Source organism: Streptomyces katrae, from assembly GCF_002028425.1.
GTDB lineage: Bacteria > Actinomycetota > Actinomycetes > Streptomycetales > Streptomycetaceae > Streptomyces > Streptomyces katrae_A.
In genome coordinates this window covers 2,981,635-2,999,329 of sequence record NZ_CP020042.1, presented here as the reverse complement: position 1 = coordinate 2,999,329, position 17,695 = coordinate 2,981,635, and the positions used below count along the sequence as shown (strand labels likewise).

General features: G+C 72.6%; 16 protein-coding genes. 10 read left to right on the top strand and 6 right to left on the bottom strand.

From position 1 onward, the window contains the following. Window positions 1-114 precede the first annotated feature (114 nt). Both B4U46_RS13490 and B4U46_RS37370 read right to left on the bottom strand, forming a co-directional pair. Window positions 115-414, bottom strand: coding sequence for a hypothetical protein (locus tag B4U46_RS13490; RefSeq protein ID WP_079427278.1), 300 nt, complete (start codon window positions 412-414; stop codon window positions 115-117). Window positions 415-505: 91 nt separating this feature from the next. Beyond that, window positions 506-682: a hypothetical protein gene (locus B4U46_RS37370; RefSeq protein ID WP_159036781.1), complete on the bottom strand. Its 177-nt coding sequence runs from the start codon at window positions 680-682 to the stop codon at window positions 506-508. A gap of 175 nt (window positions 683-857) precedes the next feature. Here B4U46_RS37370 and B4U46_RS13485 point away from each other — a divergent pair, with 175 nt between their 5' ends. Together B4U46_RS13485 and B4U46_RS13480 are read left to right on the top strand one after the other, a co-directional pair. Next, complete coding sequence (locus B4U46_RS13485; protein WP_208949813.1) at window positions 858-1,409, top strand: N-acetyltransferase; 552 nt, start codon at window positions 858-860, stop codon at window positions 1,407-1,409. 57 nt (window positions 1,410-1,466) lie between these two features. Then, window positions 1,467-2,495, top strand: coding sequence for a hypothetical protein (locus B4U46_RS13480; protein ID WP_079427276.1), 1,029 nt, complete (start codon window positions 1,467-1,469; stop codon window positions 2,493-2,495). Window positions 2,496-2,514: 19 nt separating this feature from the next. Here the strand turns inward: B4U46_RS13480 and B4U46_RS13475 are convergent, their stop codons facing one another. Then, complete coding sequence (locus B4U46_RS13475; RefSeq protein ID WP_079427274.1) at window positions 2,515-5,682, bottom strand: DEAD/DEAH box helicase; 3,168 nt, start codon at window positions 5,680-5,682, stop codon at window positions 2,515-2,517. Between the two features lie 127 nt (window positions 5,683-5,809). Further along, the gene (locus B4U46_RS13470; protein ID WP_079427272.1) at window positions 5,810-6,811 is read right to left on the bottom strand and encodes an SEC-C domain-containing protein; all 1,002 of its coding nucleotides are present in this window, start codon (window positions 6,809-6,811) and stop codon (window positions 5,810-5,812) included. A 47-nt stretch (window positions 6,812-6,858) separates the two neighbouring features. Here B4U46_RS13470 and B4U46_RS13465 point away from each other — a divergent pair, with 47 nt between their 5' ends. The 4 genes from B4U46_RS13465 (at window position 6,859) to B4U46_RS13450 (ending at window position 9,956) form a co-directional block, all read left to right on the top strand. Further along, window positions 6,859-7,746, top strand: a complete 888-nt coding sequence (locus B4U46_RS13465) for a class E sortase (protein WP_311736928.1) — start codon at window positions 6,859-6,861, stop codon at window positions 7,744-7,746. Between the two features lie 88 nt (window positions 7,747-7,834). After that, entirely contained in the window at window positions 7,835-8,152 is a 318-nt protein-coding gene (locus B4U46_RS13460; protein WP_398898516.1) for a DUF6412 domain-containing protein, read from the top strand. Window positions 8,153-8,273: 121 nt separating this feature from the next. Further along, complete coding sequence (locus B4U46_RS13455; protein WP_079427270.1) at window positions 8,274-8,966, top strand: YidC/Oxa1 family membrane protein insertase; 693 nt, start codon at window positions 8,274-8,276, stop codon at window positions 8,964-8,966. 132 nt (window positions 8,967-9,098) lie between these two features. Further along, window positions 9,099-9,956, top strand: a complete 858-nt coding sequence (locus B4U46_RS13450; protein WP_079427268.1) for a fumarylacetoacetate hydrolase family protein — start codon at window positions 9,099-9,101, stop codon at window positions 9,954-9,956. A gap of 157 nt (window positions 9,957-10,113) precedes the next feature. On the opposite strand, the gene B4U46_RS13445 is transcribed toward B4U46_RS13450, so the two are convergent. Both B4U46_RS13445 and B4U46_RS13440 read right to left on the bottom strand, forming a co-directional pair. After that, entirely contained in the window at window positions 10,114-11,298 is a 1,185-nt protein-coding gene (locus B4U46_RS13445) for an ALF repeat-containing protein (RefSeq protein ID WP_079427266.1), read from the bottom strand. An 83-nt stretch (window positions 11,299-11,381) separates the two neighbouring features. After that, the gene (locus B4U46_RS13440; RefSeq protein WP_079427265.1) at window positions 11,382-12,527 is read right to left on the bottom strand and encodes a Gfo/Idh/MocA family oxidoreductase; all 1,146 of its coding nucleotides are present in this window, start codon (window positions 12,525-12,527) and stop codon (window positions 11,382-11,384) included. A 56-nt stretch (window positions 12,528-12,583) separates the two neighbouring features. Between B4U46_RS13440 and B4U46_RS13435 the strand changes: the two genes are divergently transcribed. The 4 genes from B4U46_RS13435 (at window position 12,584) to B4U46_RS13420 (ending at window position 17,690) form a co-directional block, all read left to right on the top strand. Further along, window positions 12,584-14,038: an ROK family transcriptional regulator gene (locus B4U46_RS13435; protein ID WP_237292849.1), complete on the top strand. Its 1,455-nt coding sequence runs from the start codon at window positions 12,584-12,586 to the stop codon at window positions 14,036-14,038. 402 nt (window positions 14,039-14,440) lie between these two features. Then, window positions 14,441-15,235 carry a hypothetical protein gene (locus B4U46_RS13430; RefSeq protein WP_079427263.1) on the top strand — a complete coding sequence of 265 codons (795 nt, stop codon included), beginning with the start codon at window positions 14,441-14,443 and terminating at the stop codon, window positions 15,233-15,235. A 402-nt stretch (window positions 15,236-15,637) separates the two neighbouring features. After that, complete coding sequence (locus tag B4U46_RS13425; RefSeq protein ID WP_079427261.1) at window positions 15,638-16,411, top strand: GntR family transcriptional regulator; 774 nt, start codon at window positions 15,638-15,640, stop codon at window positions 16,409-16,411. Window positions 16,412-16,568: 157 nt separating this feature from the next. After that, complete coding sequence (locus B4U46_RS13420; RefSeq protein WP_079431738.1) at window positions 16,569-17,690, top strand: TIGR03364 family FAD-dependent oxidoreductase; 1,122 nt, start codon at window positions 16,569-16,571, stop codon at window positions 17,688-17,690. Window positions 17,691-17,695: the final 5 nt, after the last annotated feature.

Here is a 17,695-nt window from a genome sequence, read left to right as displayed (position 1 = left end):
GCGGTACAGGCGGAGGGCGACCGGCATACCCCGCCACCGCCCCGCCACCGCCCCGCCTCCCCCTCAAGGGGGGGCAATGGCCAGCGACCCCGCCGCCCCGCCCCCCGGGCGGGGTCACCCCCGGTCGGACACCGCCCACGCCGTCGCCGCGACGACGCCGGCCGCCCCGGCCACCGCCGGCCACGCGCCGACCTTCTTCGCCAGCGGATGCGCCCCCGCGAAGCCCGCGAGGTACAGCGCCCCCAGACCGGCCGCCGCCGGGACCCCGCCGCGGCGGTGCCACTCCCGGCCGGCCACGATCCCGGCGGCGCCGAGCACGACCCCGCCCAGGGGGCGCTTCTTCGTCCACCGGGCGACGGCGTAGCCGCCGATCAGCCCGGCTGCCGCCACCGCGGAACTCGGTACCCGCGCCATGTCGAACTCCCTCGTCGTGTCAGACGTACGCACCACACAAATCCACGTACGCGCCAGATAAGTCATGTCATGCGATGAACTACTCATGAGGCTAACGCGGACGCCTGGAACCCCGGCGGACACCCACCGCTCCCAGCGCGAGCACGGCCCCGCCCACCACGGCGTCGGGCAGCGCCTCGCGCACCGCGCGCGGCAGCAGCGCCACGACCCCGAGGACGAGAAGGAAGGCGAGCGCACATCGGCCCGCCACCAGCAGCAGTCTGTCCACGGCTGCTCAACGCCCGGCGCCGCCCCGCGACACGCACACACGACGGCCGATTTGTCGGCACACGCCGGGTTCCTCCTATCCGCAGGTTCCGCGCCCCCGTCACCTACTTTCGGTTTCACCCACACTCGGCAACCACCCGCCTTCCCCACCCATCCACCCACCCCCGGAGCCGCTCGTGATCTCCTACGGCCGCGCCGTCCTCGACCTCGCGGACGAACTCCTCGACGCCTACGCCGACGTCTTCTCCGCCCCGCCCTGGAACGAAGACGCAGAAACCATTCGCCAGTTCGCGGGCCGCCTCCACACCGACGTCCGCCGCCCCGGATTCCGTACCGCCTTCGTACAGTCCCCCGCCGGCGTCGACGGCTTCGCGACGGCCTGGCTGACCCCGGCCCCCTTCCCCGGGGGCCGGGGCTATCCCCAGGTCGCCGCGCAGCTCGGCCCGGACCGGGTGCGCGACCTGCTGGTCGGCGCCCTGGAGGTGGACGAACTGGCCGTACGGGCCTACGCACGCGGCACCGGCACCGGCCGGGCCCTCCTCACGGAGATCACCGCCGACGCCCCCGAACACCGCGCGTGGCTCCTCACCTCACGCCTGGCCGAGGACACCGTCGCCACCTACCACCGCCTCGGCTGGCACGAGGTCCCCGCCCTCCCGGGCACCGAGACGAACGTGGTCGTCTTCCTCTCCCCGAACCACCCGGGCCGATCGGACCACCCGCACTGACCCCACCGCCACCCGAAAGAGACGACTGGACACGCCCACCCCGGGCATACCGGGGCCATGATCACCCACAAAGCAAGCACCCCAACCCCTACTCCCCCCACCGCCACATCCCTCACCCGCCGCCAGCTGAACCTCGCCACCCGCCACCAACTCACCACCGCCGGCGTCCCCCACACCACCATCACCTCCCGCATCCGCCCCGGCGGCCCCTGGCAACGTCTCCTGCCCCGCGTCTACCTCCTCCAGACGGGCCCTCCCGACCACCGCCAACGCGCCCTGGCCGCCGTCCTGTACGCCGCCGAACCCGCCGCGGACCCCCTCACCGGCGATACCGCGGCCCTCACCGGCGGAGCCGCGCTCACCCTCCTCGGCATCCGCGACGCCCCGCCGACCCCGGCCGACGTCCTGATCCGCAGCCCGCGCCGGCTCACCGCCACCCCTCAGGTCCGCTCCGTGACGACCGCCCGCTGGCCGGGCACCCTGACCGTCTCGGGCGTGCCCAGCGCCCGCCCGGTCCGCGCGGCCGCCGACTTCGCCGCCCGCTGCCCGAGCGCCGAGCGGGTCCGCTCCGTGCTGGCCCAGGTCGTCCAGTCGGGCTGGTGCCACCCGCACGACCTCCACACCGAACTCCGCAGCGCCCGCCTCCTGTCCCGCCCGGCGATCCACGCCGCCGCCGGGGAACTCCTGGCCGGGGTCCGCTCGGTCGCCGAAGCCCAGGCCCGCGACGCCCTCACCGGCACGGACCTCCCGACCCCGCTGTGGAACGCACGCCTCTACACCCCGGACGGCACCTTCCTGGCCAGCCCGGACGCCTACTGGCCCGACGAGGGCGTGGCCCTGGAGGTCGACTCGGCGGAGTACCACTACACCCGCGACGCCTGGCACGCCACCCTCCGCCGCCGCCTCCGCCTGGAATCCCACGGCGTCCTGGTGGTCAGCGCCACCCCGTCGATGATCCGGGACACCCCAGACGAAGTCCTCGCGGCCCTCCGCACCCTCCTCACCCTGACCACCCCCCGCCCCACCCCACCCACCGCCACAGCCCGCGGCCACCAACAGCTGCCGCTCTTCCCGTGGGTGGGGTGATGCTCCTTCTCGTCCCAGGTCAGTTGGCGATGGTGGAGTACGCCCACACGTCGGCCGGCATCTCGTGATGCAGATTCCACTCGATCGCCATCGGCTTGCTCCCCGAGTGGCGGACGTAGTCGGCAGGTCCGAGGAGCATCCAAGCCTGCGGGCCGCCGATGTCCGTCGACTTGAAGCGTCGGACGAAGAGCAGCACGTGCGAGCCGTTCTTGACGTGGTTCTGGTAGCGCATCCCCGTGGGGGAGCCTTCAGAGGTCCTGTTCTGCGACTCCCAGTGGAAGAGGACCTCATTCATTGCGTAGTCCTTGTAGCGGGTTTGCAGGGAAAAGTCCTTCTCATCCTTTTCCAGGGTGATCAGTAGCGCATCGGTCTGGATGTTTTCGCACCACGTCACTCCCTCCCGAAAGATCCCCGGCATGACGCCGCCGCCGATCACGGACTGGCCCAGTGCCGGCAGGATCTCTTCCCGGCTGTAGGAAGCGTGAACGGCCAGCGGAAGGGGCGCGTGGTCGCCAGTAAGGGGCAACGGCACGTGTTCGACGCGGTCCAGTCCGTGCGCCAGCACCTGGCGCACCTCATCGCGGAACGCTTCGTGGGGCTTCAGGGAGTCGAAGGCCTCTTGATAGCTGGAGAAGTTTCCTCCCTTTGGCCATAGGGAGAAGAAGAGCATGCGGGCATATGCCTGTGCTTGCTTACTGAGAGCCTCATAGGTGGGGGCGTCGTCTGCGAGCAGTTCCGTGTACGCCTGAACCCGAGCTTGATCGTCCACGTGGAGGAACGCTGAGGCGACGCGCCTCAGTAGGGCTTCCTCGCCCGGGGGTGGCGGAGTGGTCAGCAAGCCCGCCCGTCGGAGCAAGCGGGTCCAGGAGTTTCCGTTCCCGCGGTAAATCTCCTTGATGTCTCGGCCGCTCTCATCGAGGTAGGTGGAGAGCTTCACCTCGCGGTACGCGGCAACTTCCCTGGCCAGTTGCTTGACGTTGACGTTGAGCTGGTTGCGGATGTTGGCGAGGATGTTCTCCTTCGCTTTCGACTCCAGGAGGATCTGGCATCCGGAGGGCAGCTGGGGGAAGTCGCGCTCGATGCTGCTGAGCAGTCGGTTGCGCGTCAAATTGGTGAGAGCGCGGAACTGCTCCTCGAAGCGGAATTCCTTGCGGTGCTGGCCGATGAAATCCAGGACGGTGAGCACGGACTTGCCTTCGCTGCGTCGCAGGCCTCGTCCGAGCTGTTGCAGGAACACCGTGGCACTGGAAGTCGGTCGAAGCAGGAGCAAGGTATCGACGTCCGGGATATCGAGGCCCTCGTTGAAGAGGTCCACGGAGAAGATGACGTTCAGCTTCCCCGCCCGAAGGTCGTCGAGCGCCGCCTTGCGGAGTGGGCGCGGGGTCTCCCCCGACAGGGCCGCGGCTTGGAAGCCTGCCTGATTGAAGAAGTCGGCCATGAACTGCGCGTGGGCCACTGAGACGCAGAACCCCAAGGCCCGCATGGTTTCGGGAGACCCATGCTTGTCCTGGAGCGCCCGTACGACGAGTCGAGCCCGCGCATCGTTGCCGGTGAACACGCTGCTGAGGGAAGCGGTGTCGTAGTCTCCGCGCTTCCACGCCACTGCGCTCATATCGGTGTTGTCGCTGATGCCGAAGTAATGGAAGGGGCAGAGGAGATTATTATCGAGAGCCTCCCACAGCCTCATCTCCGCGGCAATCCGACCGTTGAAGAATTCGTCCTGGATGGTCAGCCCGTCCATCCGTTCTGGCGTTGCCGTGAGACCCAGCAGTTCGAGAGGGCTAAAGTGATCGACGATTCTTCGATAGGTGGGCGAGGTGCCGTGATGGAACTCGTCGATGACGATGACATCGAAGTGGTTGGCGGGGAGACGGTTCAGTGTCCGCTCGGTGAGTGACTGCACGCTCGCGAAGACGTGAGTCCAATCCTGGGGGATCTCTCCGCTGTACAGCAATTCGCCGAAGTTCGCATCGTTGAGGACGTTCTGGTATGTGCGGAGGGACTGGTCGAGGATTTCCTTGCGGTGGGCGACGAACAGGAGGCGCAGCTTACGACCCAGCTTGACTTGCAGGTGCTTCAAGTCGAGTGCCGCCATCACGGTTTTTCCCGTGCCCGTAGCGGCAACGAGCAGATTGCGATGGCGGTCGTGCACCGTACGTTCTACCTCAAGGCGCTCCAGCATGTCTCGCTGGTGGGGCAGAGGGTGAATCTCGAGGCCGGACAGACTGATCATCCGTGCGGCGTTGATGTCGCCAGAGCCGCCTGCGGCCTTCAGTGCTTCGTCCAGTCGCTGCGCATCGAGGTCAGGGTCGTATGGCTCGAAGGCCCGCTCGCTCCAATAGGTGTCAAACGTAGCCTCGAACTTGCGCAACACGTCTGGAGTGGCGATACCGGAGAGTCGGACGTTCCATTCCAGTCCGTCGAGCAGTGCCGCTTTGGACAGGTTGGAACTGCCGACGTAGGCGGTGTCGAATCCTGAACGGCGGCGGAAGAGCCAGGCTTTGGCGTGAAGGCGTGTCGAGTGGAGCTCGTAGTTGATCTTCACCTCGGCCTTGAACTCGCGCACCAGCCGGTCCAGGGCCCGACGCTCGGTGGCCCCGATGTAGGTGGTGGTGATCACGCGGATGGGAACGCCCCGGGCGGCTGCTTCCTTCAGGGGCTTCTCGAGCAGGCGAAGCCCCGTCCACTTGACGAAGGCGCACAGGAGGTCGATCCGGTCTGCCGTGGCGAGCTCTGCTCGAAGCTCTGCTCCGAGGTTGGGGTCTTCCGGGGAGTTCGTGAGGAGTGCGGTGTCGGAGAAGGGGGTTGACGGCCGAACGGCGTAGGTCGGGGCGGCTGGCGACGGCCCCACAGGGGCGGACTCTGTCACCGCGAGCAGTTGACGCGGCCCGGCAACGATGGGGCGTGTCAACTCTTGAGCGCCCTCATAAGAACTCAAGGAATGGAGGATGTCGTTGGTTGCGCGGACGCGATCCCCAGGAGCCAGTTTCCTCAGTATGTGCCCGACAGCCTGAGCCACGTGTCGTGTCAGAACGTGCTGCGCCGCGTCAGCGTTCACTGGCTCATCGATCACGACTGCTCCGGAGGCAATGAGCTCCTTGAGCTGCTCCTCGAGGGCAGTCGTGATCAGCGTTTCATGCACGCCGGTCGTCGGCTTGGTCGTGCTCGGGTGGACGCCTGAAGACATGGAACCCCCACTCATCGCTGGATCTTCGCCACTCGGTTGTAGCAAGGACTACCGACAACTACCGCCGAAATGTGGCGCACTGATGCCTGAGGGGGGTCCCGTCTGGTCAGCTATTGGCAGATTCGGTTCAGCCGTTTACTCCGTGGCACTCCGCGTACGGCTTGCCCGAGGTGCACCAGCAGGGGGCCGTGGGGGTGGGGGGCCAGGGGGTGGCTTTGCCTCGGGCGGCCAGGGTGGTGGCGTATTCCGCCAGGAGGGACGGGGAGGCCGGGGAGGATTTTTCCGATGCGGCGAAGGCCTCGTACGAGGGGACGCTGGCCGTGACGATGCCGAGGTTCGTGGTGCCCGAGGCGGCCAGGGTGCGCAGGGAGGACTCGACCTTTGCCAGGTGGGCCTCGTGGGTGGGGTACTCCGCCGCCAGGGTGGGGTAGCTGGTGAGGAGTTCGGCCAGTTCGCGGGCGGGCCAGTGGAGGATGGCCACCGGGAAGGGGCGCGAGAGGGCGGCGCGGCGGTCGCCGAGTTCGGCGCGCAGGCGGGCGATCTCGGCGCGGAGTTCCGCCGGGTCGTTGGAGCCCAGGGCCCAGATGCGCTTGGGGTCGTGGAGTTCGTCCAGCGGGATCGGGCCGATGTGGCGGGTGTCGGCGACCATGTCCCAGTCGTCGTGGGGGAGCGCGAGGAGCCGGCGGACGCGGTGGCGGCCCGTCAGGAGCGCGGTCGTGGCCTGGGTGAGGGGGGTGTCCTCCGAGGTGAGGAGGGCCGCCGCCTCCGTGAAGCACTCGTGGGAGGCTTCGAGCTCGTCGTGGGCCTCGAGGGCCTCCGCGATGATCTCCCAGGGGGCCGGGTCCGCGGGGGCGGCGGCGCGGATGCCGGAGATCAGGGCGCGGGCCTCGGCCTCGTGGCCGTACTCCCACAGGTTCGCGGCCTGGCGGGCCTTGATCAGGTGGGGGTTGGCGGGGGAGGCGGACAGCAGGCGGTCGTAGAGCGCGCTCGCGCGATCCCGGGCGTCGCCCAGTTCGAGGTGGGCCGCGGCCTGGAGGAGGAGGGGTTCCTGGTCCTCGGGGTAGCGGGTCGCCGTGCGGATGAGGCGCTCGGCTTCGGCGATGTGCTCTGCAGGCGTGTCGGGGCGCATGGTTCACACCGTACTGCCGCTGGTCAGTTGAGGGGGGAAGTCTTAGGGTGCCGGCCGTGCGGGATCAGGTGCGCGTGGTGGTGCAAGGGGGCGGTCGGCGGGCGGGCCGGGCCGGGTTCGCGCGGCTGCTGTGGGGGGCCGGTGAGGTCCTGACCACGGTGGGGGTGGTGGTGGCGTTGCTGGTGGTGCACCAGGTGTGGTGGACCAATCGGCAGGCCGTGGCCGGGGCGCAGGCGCAGGTCCGGGCCCTGGAGAGGGGATGGGCAGAAGGGGGAGGAGGGGGAGGAGGGGGAGGGGGAGGAGGAGAGGGGGCGGCTGGGGTGTCTGGGGTGGGGGAGGTTCCAGGGGTGGTCGAGGGGGGTTCTAGCGGGGGTTCGGGTGAGGGGGCTGGTGGGGGCTCCGGCGGGTCCGCTTCGGCGGGGGCCGGGGGCGGCGGGAAGGGTGGGAAGCCCGCGGGCGGGGGTGCCGGGTCGGCGCGGGACGAGGCGTACGGGGTGTTGCGGATCCCCCGGCTCGGGCTGGCCGTGCCCGTCGCGGAGGGGGTCGACCGGCGGGCCGTGCTGGACAAGGGCTACGTGGGGCACTACCCGGGGACGGCGCAGCCGGGGGCGGAGGGGAACTTCGCGCTGGCCGGGCACCGGAACACGCACGGGGAGCCGTTCCGGTACCTGAACCGGCTGCGGGCGGGGGACGAGGTGTCCGTCGACCTGCGGGGACGGCGGTACACGTACGTGGTGGGGAAGGTGCTGGCGGAGACGAGCCCGGGGGACGTGGGGGTGATCGCGCCGGTGCCGCGCAGCGGGGTGAAGCCCGGGTACGGGTACGAGGAGGCCGGGTCGTACATCACGCTGACGACCTGCACCCCGGAGTACACGTCCAAGTACCGGCTGGTGGTCTGGGGGACCCTCAAGGGCGTTGTCGGTGGGAGCCGTTAGGATCGAGGAGCTGGTGTCGATCGTGAGTTCTGGTGTGGTGAGGGGGGTGGTTCGCGTGGGTCGTGCGGTTGAGGATCGGCGGTTCGGCGTGTCCTCCTTCTTGTTCCACGAGGGCTCCCGCGCCGCCCGGCTGCTCGTCGGGCTCCTGCTGCTCGGCGGGGTGCTGGGGCTGCTGTCCGGGGAGGCCGGCCTGGCGGCCGGGGTGGTCGCGCTGGCCGCGGCGGTCGCCGTGGGTGCGGCCGTGCTGGCGGCGGCGTGCCTCGTGCGGCCCGTTCCGCCGCACCGAATACGTACCGCGATCCGTGATCGCGAGCAGCGCACGGCGTTCCTGCCGCAGCGCGATCCCGACGCTTCGGGCCGGTCGCGGCCCAGGGCGCCCGGCCGTCTGGTCCTGACGGCCGCGTAGGGGCGCGCAGTGTCCGCTGCCTTCTGCTCTTCCTTCGACTGAACGCTGTTGTCGCCCCTCGTGGGTCGTCACGCCGAAATGCACCTTTTCGACGTTTGACGAGACCCCTCGGAGGGCCCGCGTGTCCGTTTTCACTCATCTCGTTGCCGAGCTGGGCCGGCTCCTGGAGCCGGTACTGGCCGAGTCCGCGACCGCTGCCGCGATCGTGCTGTTCACCCTGCTCGTACGGCTCGCCCTGTTCCCGCTGGGCCGTGCCGCGTTCCGTGCGGCGACCCCGGGGGCGGGGTGTCTGCCGATGCTGCTGCAGCTGCCGGTGTTCTACCTGATGTACCGGTCGTTCTCCTCGGGGGACGAGCTGCTCGGCCACCGGCTGTTCGCCACGCCCCTCGGGGCGCGGTGGTCCGGGGCGCTGGAGGCGGGCGGCGTGTTCGGGCCGCAGGGGCTGGTGTTCCTGGGGCTGTTCGCCGCGATCGCGGTGGTGGCCGCGTGGAGTGCCGTGCGGGGGCGGCGGGCCGCGGCGGCCGCGCCGGTCGTGGCGCCCGTGCTGCCCGTGCCGCCCTCCTCGGTGAAGGGGGCGGGCGGGGCGGCGGCCGCGCCGACCGCCGGGCAGCTGGCCGCGATGCGCAAGCTGGGCGGGGTGCTGCCGCTGCTGTCGTTCGGGACGCTGATCACGGCTGCCGTCGTGCCACTGGCCGCCGGGCTGTACCTGCTGACCACCACGGCCTGGTCGGTCGCCGAGCGGGCCTGGCTCCAGCGGCGGGCCGCTGCGGGGGCGGGTTCGGCGGTGGACGGAGCGGTGCGTTCCAGTCTGTGAACAGGGTCTTGCGGATGGGGCGGGCATCTTGGAGGATCAGCCAATCCTCCGATGGCCGCAACCCATCGGCCGGCCCTCGGGTGCCTCTGGCATGCCCGCGGGCCGACCACCCACGACCACGGGAGAATGCCCATGAAGCTGCTGCGTGTCGGATCCGCTGGGTCGGAGCGTCCCGCGCTGCTCGACCAGCACGGGACCCTTCGGGATCTGTCCGGCCTGATCACGGATGTGGACGGGGCCCTGCTGGCCGACGACTCCGTGCTCTCCCGCGTACGGGACGCCGCCGCGGCCGGTGAGCTCCCGGCGCTCGACGCGGAGGGGCTGCGCGTCGGCTCCCCGGTCGGCCGCATCGGCAAGGTCGTGGGCATCGGCCTGAACTACTTCGGGCACGCGGCCGAGATCGGCGCGGAGCCGCCGGCCGAGCCGATCCTGTTCCTGAAGGCCGCGGACACCGTGGTCGGCCCGGACGACACCGTGCTCATCCCGCGCGGCAGCGTGAAGACCGACTGGGAGGCCGAGCTCGGCGTCGTCATCGGCAGCACCGCCCGCTACCTGGGCTCCGCCGAGGAAGGCCTCGCGCACGTCGGCGGATACACCCTGGTCAACGACGTGTCGGAGCGCGAGTTCCAGATCGAGCGCGGCGGCACCTGGGACAAGGGCAAGAACTGCGAGACGTTCACCCCGCTCGGCCCCTGGCTGGTCACCGCCGACGAGATCCCGGACCCGCAGGTCCTGGACGTGAAGCTGTGGGTCAACGGCGAACTCAAGCAGGACGGCAACACCTCGGACCAGATCTTCCCGGTGGGCGAGGTCGTGCGGTACCTGAGCCAGTTCATGACCCTCTACCCCGGTGACGTGATCGTCACGGGCACCCCGGCGGGCGTGGCCATGGGCCAGCCGGAGCCGAAGCCGTACCTGCGGGCCGGTGACGTCGTGGAACTGGAGATCGCGGGGCTCGGCCGGCAGCGCCAGGAGTTCAAGGGCGCGTAGCTCAGGGGCGCCGAGGGCTCAAGCGGCCGAGGGTTCAAGGGGCCGAGGGTTCAAGGGCGCCTAGGGCCGCCGTAGGCGGAGGGGAGGGGCGGGGCGGGCTGCCTGTGGGCGGCCGGCCCGCCCCTTCGTCGGGGGGGGTGACCCGTGTGGGTCAGCCTTAGGCCGACGTGCGGCGGCGGCGGTTGGCCACCACCAGGCCTGCGCCCGCGGTGAGGGCGGCGGCGCCGGCGCCGGCCATCCAGGTGGTCTCCGAACCGGCGCCGGTGCTCGCGAGCGGGCCGGAGGAGGAGCCGCCGGCCGGGGCGGCGTTGCCGTTGCCCTTGCCGGTGCCCGTGGCGACGGCCTGCTGGGCGCCGTTGCCGGTGCCACTGCCCGTGCCGGTTGCGCTGCCGCCGCCGCCCGTGCCGTGGCCCTCGTCCTTGGCCCGGGCCACGTGCTGGCCGGTCTTGAGGAAGGCGGCGCGGTCCTCCGGCGTGCCCTTGAGGGCCGCGAGGGCGGCCTTCTTCAGCTCCGGGCCGGCCTTGGCGACCATGGACGCGATCTGCACCTTGTTGTCCTCGTCGCGCAGCTCGTGCTGGGTGGTCGTCACGAAGGTGCGCAGCTGCGCCGGGGTCGGGTTGCCTTCGAGGAGCTTGATGATCCCCTCCTTGAGGCCCGGGCCCGCGTCCTTGATCATCCCGAAGAGCGCGACCCGGTCGTCCTCCGCGCGGACCTTGTACTGGCCGGTGGCGACGAACTCGCGGATCTGCTCGCGCGTGCCGTGGTCCAGCAGCTCGTTCACGGCCTGGGTGACGCCCCGGCCGGCGCCGTTCAGCATGCGCGCCAGCTCGACGCGGTCGTCCTTGAGGCGGGCCGCGTGCTGCCCCTCCTTCAGGAACTCCGTGTACGCCGCCTGGGTTTGCTTGCGGAGGGCCTCGATCGCGGCCGCCTTCACGGCGGGGCCGCCGTCGTTGTGGATCCGGGAGATCTTGACCTCGTCGTCGACGAACTGCTGCTCCGCCAGCTCGACCGTCAGGAACTGCCGCATCTCCGCGGCCGTTCCCTTGAGCGCCTTCGCGGCCGCCTGACGGACGCCGGGACCGCGGGCCGGGTCGGCGAGGATCGCTTCGATCGCCGCCCGGTCCTTCGCCGCCTGGGGGTCCTCGGCGGGCTTGTCCGCCGCCGGCTTCCCCTCAGAACCCTGGTCGGGCGCGGTCGGAGAGGGCGGGGTGGACGGGCTGGACGGCGTCGCCGACGCGCCGTCCGCGGCGAAAGCGGGCGAGGAGAGCAGGACGGCCGGGGCGATCGCGGCGGTGGCCACGATCGATGCGATCCGGGGCAGCTTCACAGGCGGGACGTCCATTCTTCACAAGTGTGATCATCGGCAGCTTGTGAAGGATAGATCGTTTCCATGCCCGCAAACCGTCGATTTTGCGACAGGTTGGATCACAGGGCGACGACCGACCCCTCACGGGACGAAACGCGCGCCGCCTCCAGCACCGCCAGGCAGTGCGCCGCCTCGTCGGCCGTGACCGGGGCCGGTCCGCCCGTGCGCAGCGCCTCCGCCACCGCCGCGTAGTAGGCCGGGTAGTCGCCCGGAACCGTGGGCACCGGATCGCCGCCGCCGGTCAGCGGGGATTCGCCCGAGCCGAGCCGCCCCCACAGGTGCTCCGGCTCCTCGCCCCATGCCGGCCCGCCCGCACCGCCCGGCCGCAGCCCCTCGCGCAGCGCGGCCTCCTGCGGGTCCAGGCCGTACTTGACGTAGCCCGCCCGCGAGCCGAGGACACGGAAGCGCGGGCCGAGCTGCGCGGCGGTGGCGCTGACGTAGAGGTGGGAGCGGATGCCGTTCGCGTGCGTGATCGCGATGAACGTGTCGTCGTCGGCCTCGGCGCCCGGGCGGCGTACGTCGGTCTCCGCGTAGACCCGTATGGCCGGCCCGAACAGCACCAGCGCCTGGTCGACGACGTGGCTGCCCAGGTCGTACAGCAGGCCGCCGATCTCCTCCGGTGCTCCGGACTCGCGCCAGCCGCCCTTGAGCTGGGGGCGCCAGCGCTCGTAGCGGGACTCGAAGCGCTGGATCTCGCCCAGTTCGCCGTCGGCGAGGAGGCGGCGCACGGTGAGGAAGTCGTTGTCCCAGCGGCGGTTCTGGAAGACGGAGAGGAAGGTGCCGGTCCGCTCGGCGAGCGCGGCGAGTTCGCGGGCCTCGGCGGCGGTGGCGGCGAGCGGCTTGTCCACGACCACGGGGAGGCCGGCGGTGAGGGCGGCGGTGGCGAGCGGGACGTGGGTCTTGTTGGGGGAGGCGATGACGACGAGGCCGAGGGGGTCCTCGGCGTCGCCGGTGCGCTCCCACAGCTCGTCGGCGGAGGCGGCGATGCGGACGCCGGGGTAGGCCTCGCGGGCCTGGGCCTGCCGGCCGGGGTCGGAGGTGACGATCGTGTCGAGGACGAGGCCCTCGGTCGCGGTCACGAGCGGGGCGTGGAAGACGGAGCCGGCGAGTCCGTAGCCGACCAGCGCGACGCGCAGGGGGGTGTGGGGGGATGTGGAGGGGGCGGGGGAGGGGCGAGAGGCGGGGGAGGTGGGGGAGGCGTTCATGGGTCCCACTTTGGCAACAGCGTTGTGTAAGTGCAAGGAGGGTGGACAATGGGCGGGTGAACAGGGCGAACGTGGACGGTGGCCGGGGCGGAGTGAACCTGCCGGCGCTGCGCGGGCACAACGAGGTCCTGCTGCTGGACCTGCTGCGCGCCGCGGGCCCGCCAGGGCTGGGGCGCGCCGAGCTCGCCGCCCGGACGGGGCTCACCCCGCAGGCCGTCAGCAAGATCACCGCCCGGCTCGCGGCCGAGGGCCTGGTGGCCGAGGCCGGCCGCGACGCCTCGACCGGCGGCAAGCCGCGCACCCGGCTGCGGCTGGTCCCCGGCGCCCGGTGCGCGGTGGGGGTGCACCTGGACCGGGACGAGCTCCGGGCCGTACGGGTCGACCTGGCGGGTGGCGTCGTCGAGCAGTGGAGCGGCCTGCTGGACTTCGGGGTCGGCCCGGAGGCGGTGGCGGAGGCTGCCGTACGGGCGGTCGGGCGGGTCTCGGGCGGGCTGGAGGCGCCGCTGCTGCTCGGGGTGGGCGTGGCCGCGCCGGGGCCGCTGGACTGGCGGACCGGGGTGCTGGGGCGGGTGACGGGCTTCCCGGAGTGGGAGGGGTACCCGTTGAAGGAGGCGCTGGCGGGGCGGCTGGGGGTGGCGGTGGTGGTGGACAAGGACACCAACGCCGGGGTCGCTGCGGCGGGGTGGGGCGGGCTTGACGGGGCGGGAGCGAGTGGGCCGGGTTCGGGTGGGCCGGGGTCGGGTGGACCCGCGTCGGGTGGGCTCGGGTTGGCTGGGCTGGCGTCGGGCGGGCCGGGGTCGGGTGGGGCCGCGTCGGGTGGGCTCGGGTTGGCTGGGCTGGCGTCGGGCGGGCCGGGGTCGGGTGGGGCCGCGTCGGGTGGGCTCGGGTTGGCCGGGGCCGGTTCGGGTGGGCTCGGGTTGGCTGGGCTGGCGTCGGGTGGGTCGGCGTCGGATGGGCTGGGTTCGGGGTGGCCCAGGGCGGGCGGGGCGCGTTCGGATGGGCTGGCGTCGGAGGGGTCGGCGTCGGGTGAGCTGGGTTCGGGCGGGCCCTGGTCTGATGGGCGTGGCTCGGGTTCTGCCGTGTACCTGCACTTCGGGACCGGGCTCGGGGCGGGGCTGCGGCTGGGCGGGGCGGTCTACCGGGGTGCGCGGTCGGGGGCGGGGGAGTTCGGGCACCAGGTGCTGCGGCTGGACGGGCCGCCCTGCCGGTGCGGGGGCCGGGGCTGCCTGGAGGTGCTCTGCCTGGAGGCGGTGGCCCGGGGCGACCTGGCGGGGGCGGCGCGGGTGCTGGGGGAGGGGGCGGCGAACCTGGTCGCGCTGCTGGACGTGGACCGGGTGCTGCTGGGGGGCCGGGTGGTGGCGGGGGCGCCGGAGGTGTTCGTGAGGGGGGTGCGGGAGGTGCTGGCCGCCCGGGCCCTGACGGCCGAGCCGCCGGTGGTGGGGCTCGCGCCGGCCGGTGTCGCGGAGGGGGCGGCGGAGCTGGTGCTGGCGCCGCTGTTCGGGCGTGGCTGAGCCGGCGGGTGGGCCGCGCGGCTCGGTTGGCCGGTTGTGCCGTGCGGCGTCGTTGCGTCGGCCGGCCGGGGTGCCGCTGCGCGGAGCGGTCCCCTACCCGCCCTTCCACCGTTCGCCGGGGCGTTGCCCCGGCCCCCTGTGGTGCTGGGCAGCCTCGGGGGGGGGCTCCGCCAGCCTCTCTCAGCTACCGCTGAGAGAGGTGCCCCCAGGCGGGGCTGAAGATGCGCTGGGCGACCCCTCGGGCCCCAACCCCCGGCACCCAGGGCCATCCGGGGGTAAAGCGGGAGGAGTCGGGCGTGGGGGTGGGGTTGGGGTGTGGGGGCGTGGGAGGGTGCGGGCAGGGGCGGGGTGATTGTCGCCTCGTCCGATCATCACTCCGTCCGGCGAGCAGCGAGGTCTTCCATGCGACTGCGCAACGCCCCCGCCCTCACCGCCCTCCTCCTCGCCCTCGCCGCACCCTCCGCCACCGCGGACAACGGCACCGGCGGCGGCCCCCACCCCGCCCCCGCCCCCGCCATGCCCGCGCCGGCGTTGCCCTCCCGCGCGCGTGCCAGCTGCGGGGACGGCAAGAGCGGCGCCTTCCCGATCGGGGCCCGCATCCGTGGCGGGCCGTCGGTCTACCGGGCCGGCGGAGGCCCGCAGAGCTGGCTGCTGGACCTGACGAACGCCACCGGCGCCACCTGCACCGCCATCCACCCCGTGATCGTGTTCACCGACCCCGCCCGGGCCCTGCGCCCCGCCCACCTCCGCATGGAGTTCGAAGCCCCCGGCGGCCCCTTCCCCGTCAGCCTCGAACGCAGCGACCGCGACGAGATCATCGCCGTGTTCGACGGCAAGGACGCCTTCCCCGGCTTCTCCGTACCGGCCGGCGGCTCCGCCACCGTCAAGGTGCAGCTCGCCTTCGCCCCGGACGCCCCCCTCGGCGAGGTCGTCGCCGATGCCGCGCTGGTGCAGCGGAAGGGGGACGACGGGGAGTGGGTCGGCGAAGCCGGCGGGTACCGGTTCTCCGTGGAGGGCCCGGAGGAACCGCAGGATGCGGCCGCGGCCGAGGCCGCCGCGGGCTCGCTCGCGCACACCGGGCCCCGGGAGTGGGCCTACGGCGCCGGAGCCGTCGCCGCCCTGGCCGCAGGCGGCGGCATGCTGCTCGGCGCCCGCCGCCTGCGTCGCACCCCGCAGAGCACACGCCCCTTGCGCTGAAACCCCCGTGCGGGATCCCGTCCAGACTCGCGTGCAGGGCCAGCCTCAGGGAGCCCGTCCAGGCCCCCGTCCCAGCCTGCGTCCCGCCTGCGTCCCGGCCTGCGTCCCGGGCTGCGTCTGGCCCCGCGTCCGGGCCTGCCGTCCGGGCCTCGCGTGCAGGCCCCGCGTCCGGGCCTGCGTCTGGGACCCCGCCCAAGCCTCGCGTGCAGGCCCCGCCTCTGGGAGCCCGTCCCGGCCCCCGTCCCGGCCCGCGTCCGGGCTCGCCTTCCGGCCCCCGTCCGGGCCCGCGCCCGACCCCGCCGCCCCGCCCCGCGCCCGACCCCGCCACCCGTCGCCCACTCCCCCCGCAGGTCAGGCCGCCCCCCACCCCTCCCGTACACCTCCCGCACGTACAGTCCGACCGTGGAAGAACAGAACCGGCACCCCGCCCCCCACCGCCCCGGCTCGCCCGTCCGCTCCGGGATCCCCGAGCACGGCCGCATCCCCAAGTACTACGCCGTCAAGGCCCGGATCGCCGAGCTCCTCGACGAGCTCGGCGAAGGCGGGGCGCTGCCCACCGAGCGGGACCTCGCCGAGCGGTACGAGGTGGCCCGCGAGACCGTGCGGCAGGCGCTGCGGGAGCTGCTGCTGGAGGGCCGGCTCCGCCGGGCCGGCCGGGGTACCGTCGTCGCCGGGCCCAAGCTGGAGCAGCCCCTCTCCCTCGCCAGCTACACCGAGGGCGTGCGCCGCCAGGGCCGCCGGCCCGGCCGTCACCTGATCGGCCTGGAACGCTTCCCCTGCCCGCCCGAACTCGCCCGCGGCATCGGCGCCGAGGCCGGTGAGCCCGTCTGGCACCTGGAGCGCGTGCTGCTCGCCGACGACGAGCGCGTCGGACTGGAGAGCACGTACGTCCGGGTGGCCCGCGCGCCCCGCCTCGACGTCGATTTCCAGCCGGACTCCTCCTTCTACGGGTACCTCCGCGACAGCCTCGGCATCTCCTTCGGCGACGCCGACGAGAAGCTGGAAACCGTCCTCGCCACCCCCCGCGAGGCCCTCCTGATCGGCACCCCGCCGGCGCTGCCGATGCTGCTCATCCACCGTTTCTCCCGGGACCAGGACGGCTGGCCGCTGGAGCGGGTGCGTTCGCTCTACCGTGGCGACCGGTTCAGCTTCACGACCCGCCTGCGGCCCGAATAAGCCCTGCGGCCCCGGAGGAAACGAAACGAAAGCTCCCAAACCAGACCGACTAAGATAACAGAATGATAACGGGTCTAGTCCAAGCGTCGAGGGCTGTTCACCGGCCCGTCGCCCACCCGATCCTCCCGGGTCACGGACCGCCCCGACCGTGGACGCCGTGAGAGTCATAGTCGTCGGAGGCGGCGTGGTCGGCACCATGCACGCCTGGCAAGCAGTCCAACGCGGCCACGAGGTCGTCCAGATCGAGCGCGAAGCCGAGGCCCGCGGCGCCTCGCTGCGCAATTTCGGCCAGATCTGGGTCAGCGGCCGGGCCGGGGGCGAGGAGCTCGACACCGCCCTGCGGGCCCGCGAGCTCTGGGAGCGGATCGGCGCGGAGGTGCCCGGCCTGGGCTTCCGCGCCATCGGCTCCCTCACCCCCGTGCGCAACGCCCGCGAGTACGCGGTCGCCGAGGCGGCCGTCGCCCGCGCCGACGCCGCCGCCCGCGGCTACAAGCTGGTCACCGCCGAAGAGGCCCGGGCCGTCAACCCCGCCCTGCGCGGCGCGTTCGAGGCCGCCCTGTGGTGCGAGCGCGACGCGGCCGTCGAACCGCGCACCGCCCAGCTCCACCTCCGCGAGGCCCTGCGCGCCTCCGGCCGCTACACCTTCCTGCCCGGCCGTGAGGTCCGTGACCTGGCCGGCCCCGCCGCCGTCCGCGACGACCACGGCGACGTCCACCGCGGCGACGCGGTCGTCCTCGCCACCGGCGCCTGGCTCTCCGGCCTGGTCCGCGAGCTCGCCCCCGGCCTGCCCGTGCGCCGCGTCCGGCTCCAGATGATGCAGACCGCCCCCCTCGGCGAGCCGCTCACCACCTCCGTCGCGGACGCCGACAGCTTCCGCTACTACCCGGCCTACCGGTCGGCGGCCCTGGACGAGCTCAACGCCTCCCAGGCCCAGGCGCCCGTCGCCGCCGCGCACAAGATGCAGCTGCTGATGGTCCAGCGCCGGGACGGCGGCCTGACCATCGGCGACACCCACGAGTACGAGCACCCCTTCGCCTTCGACACCCTCGAGGACCCCTACGACCACCTCACCGAGGTCGCCGAGTCCTTCCTGGGCCGCCCGCTGCCGAAGATCAGGCACCGCTGGGCGGGCGTGTACGCGCAGTGCTCCGACACCAGCCGCGTCGTCCACCGCCAGCAGGTCGGCGAAGGCGTCTGGCTCGTCACCGGACCGGGCGGCCGGGGCATGACCTGCTCGCCTGCCATCGCCGAAACCACCGCGAACGAACTGGGCTGGTGAGCCGC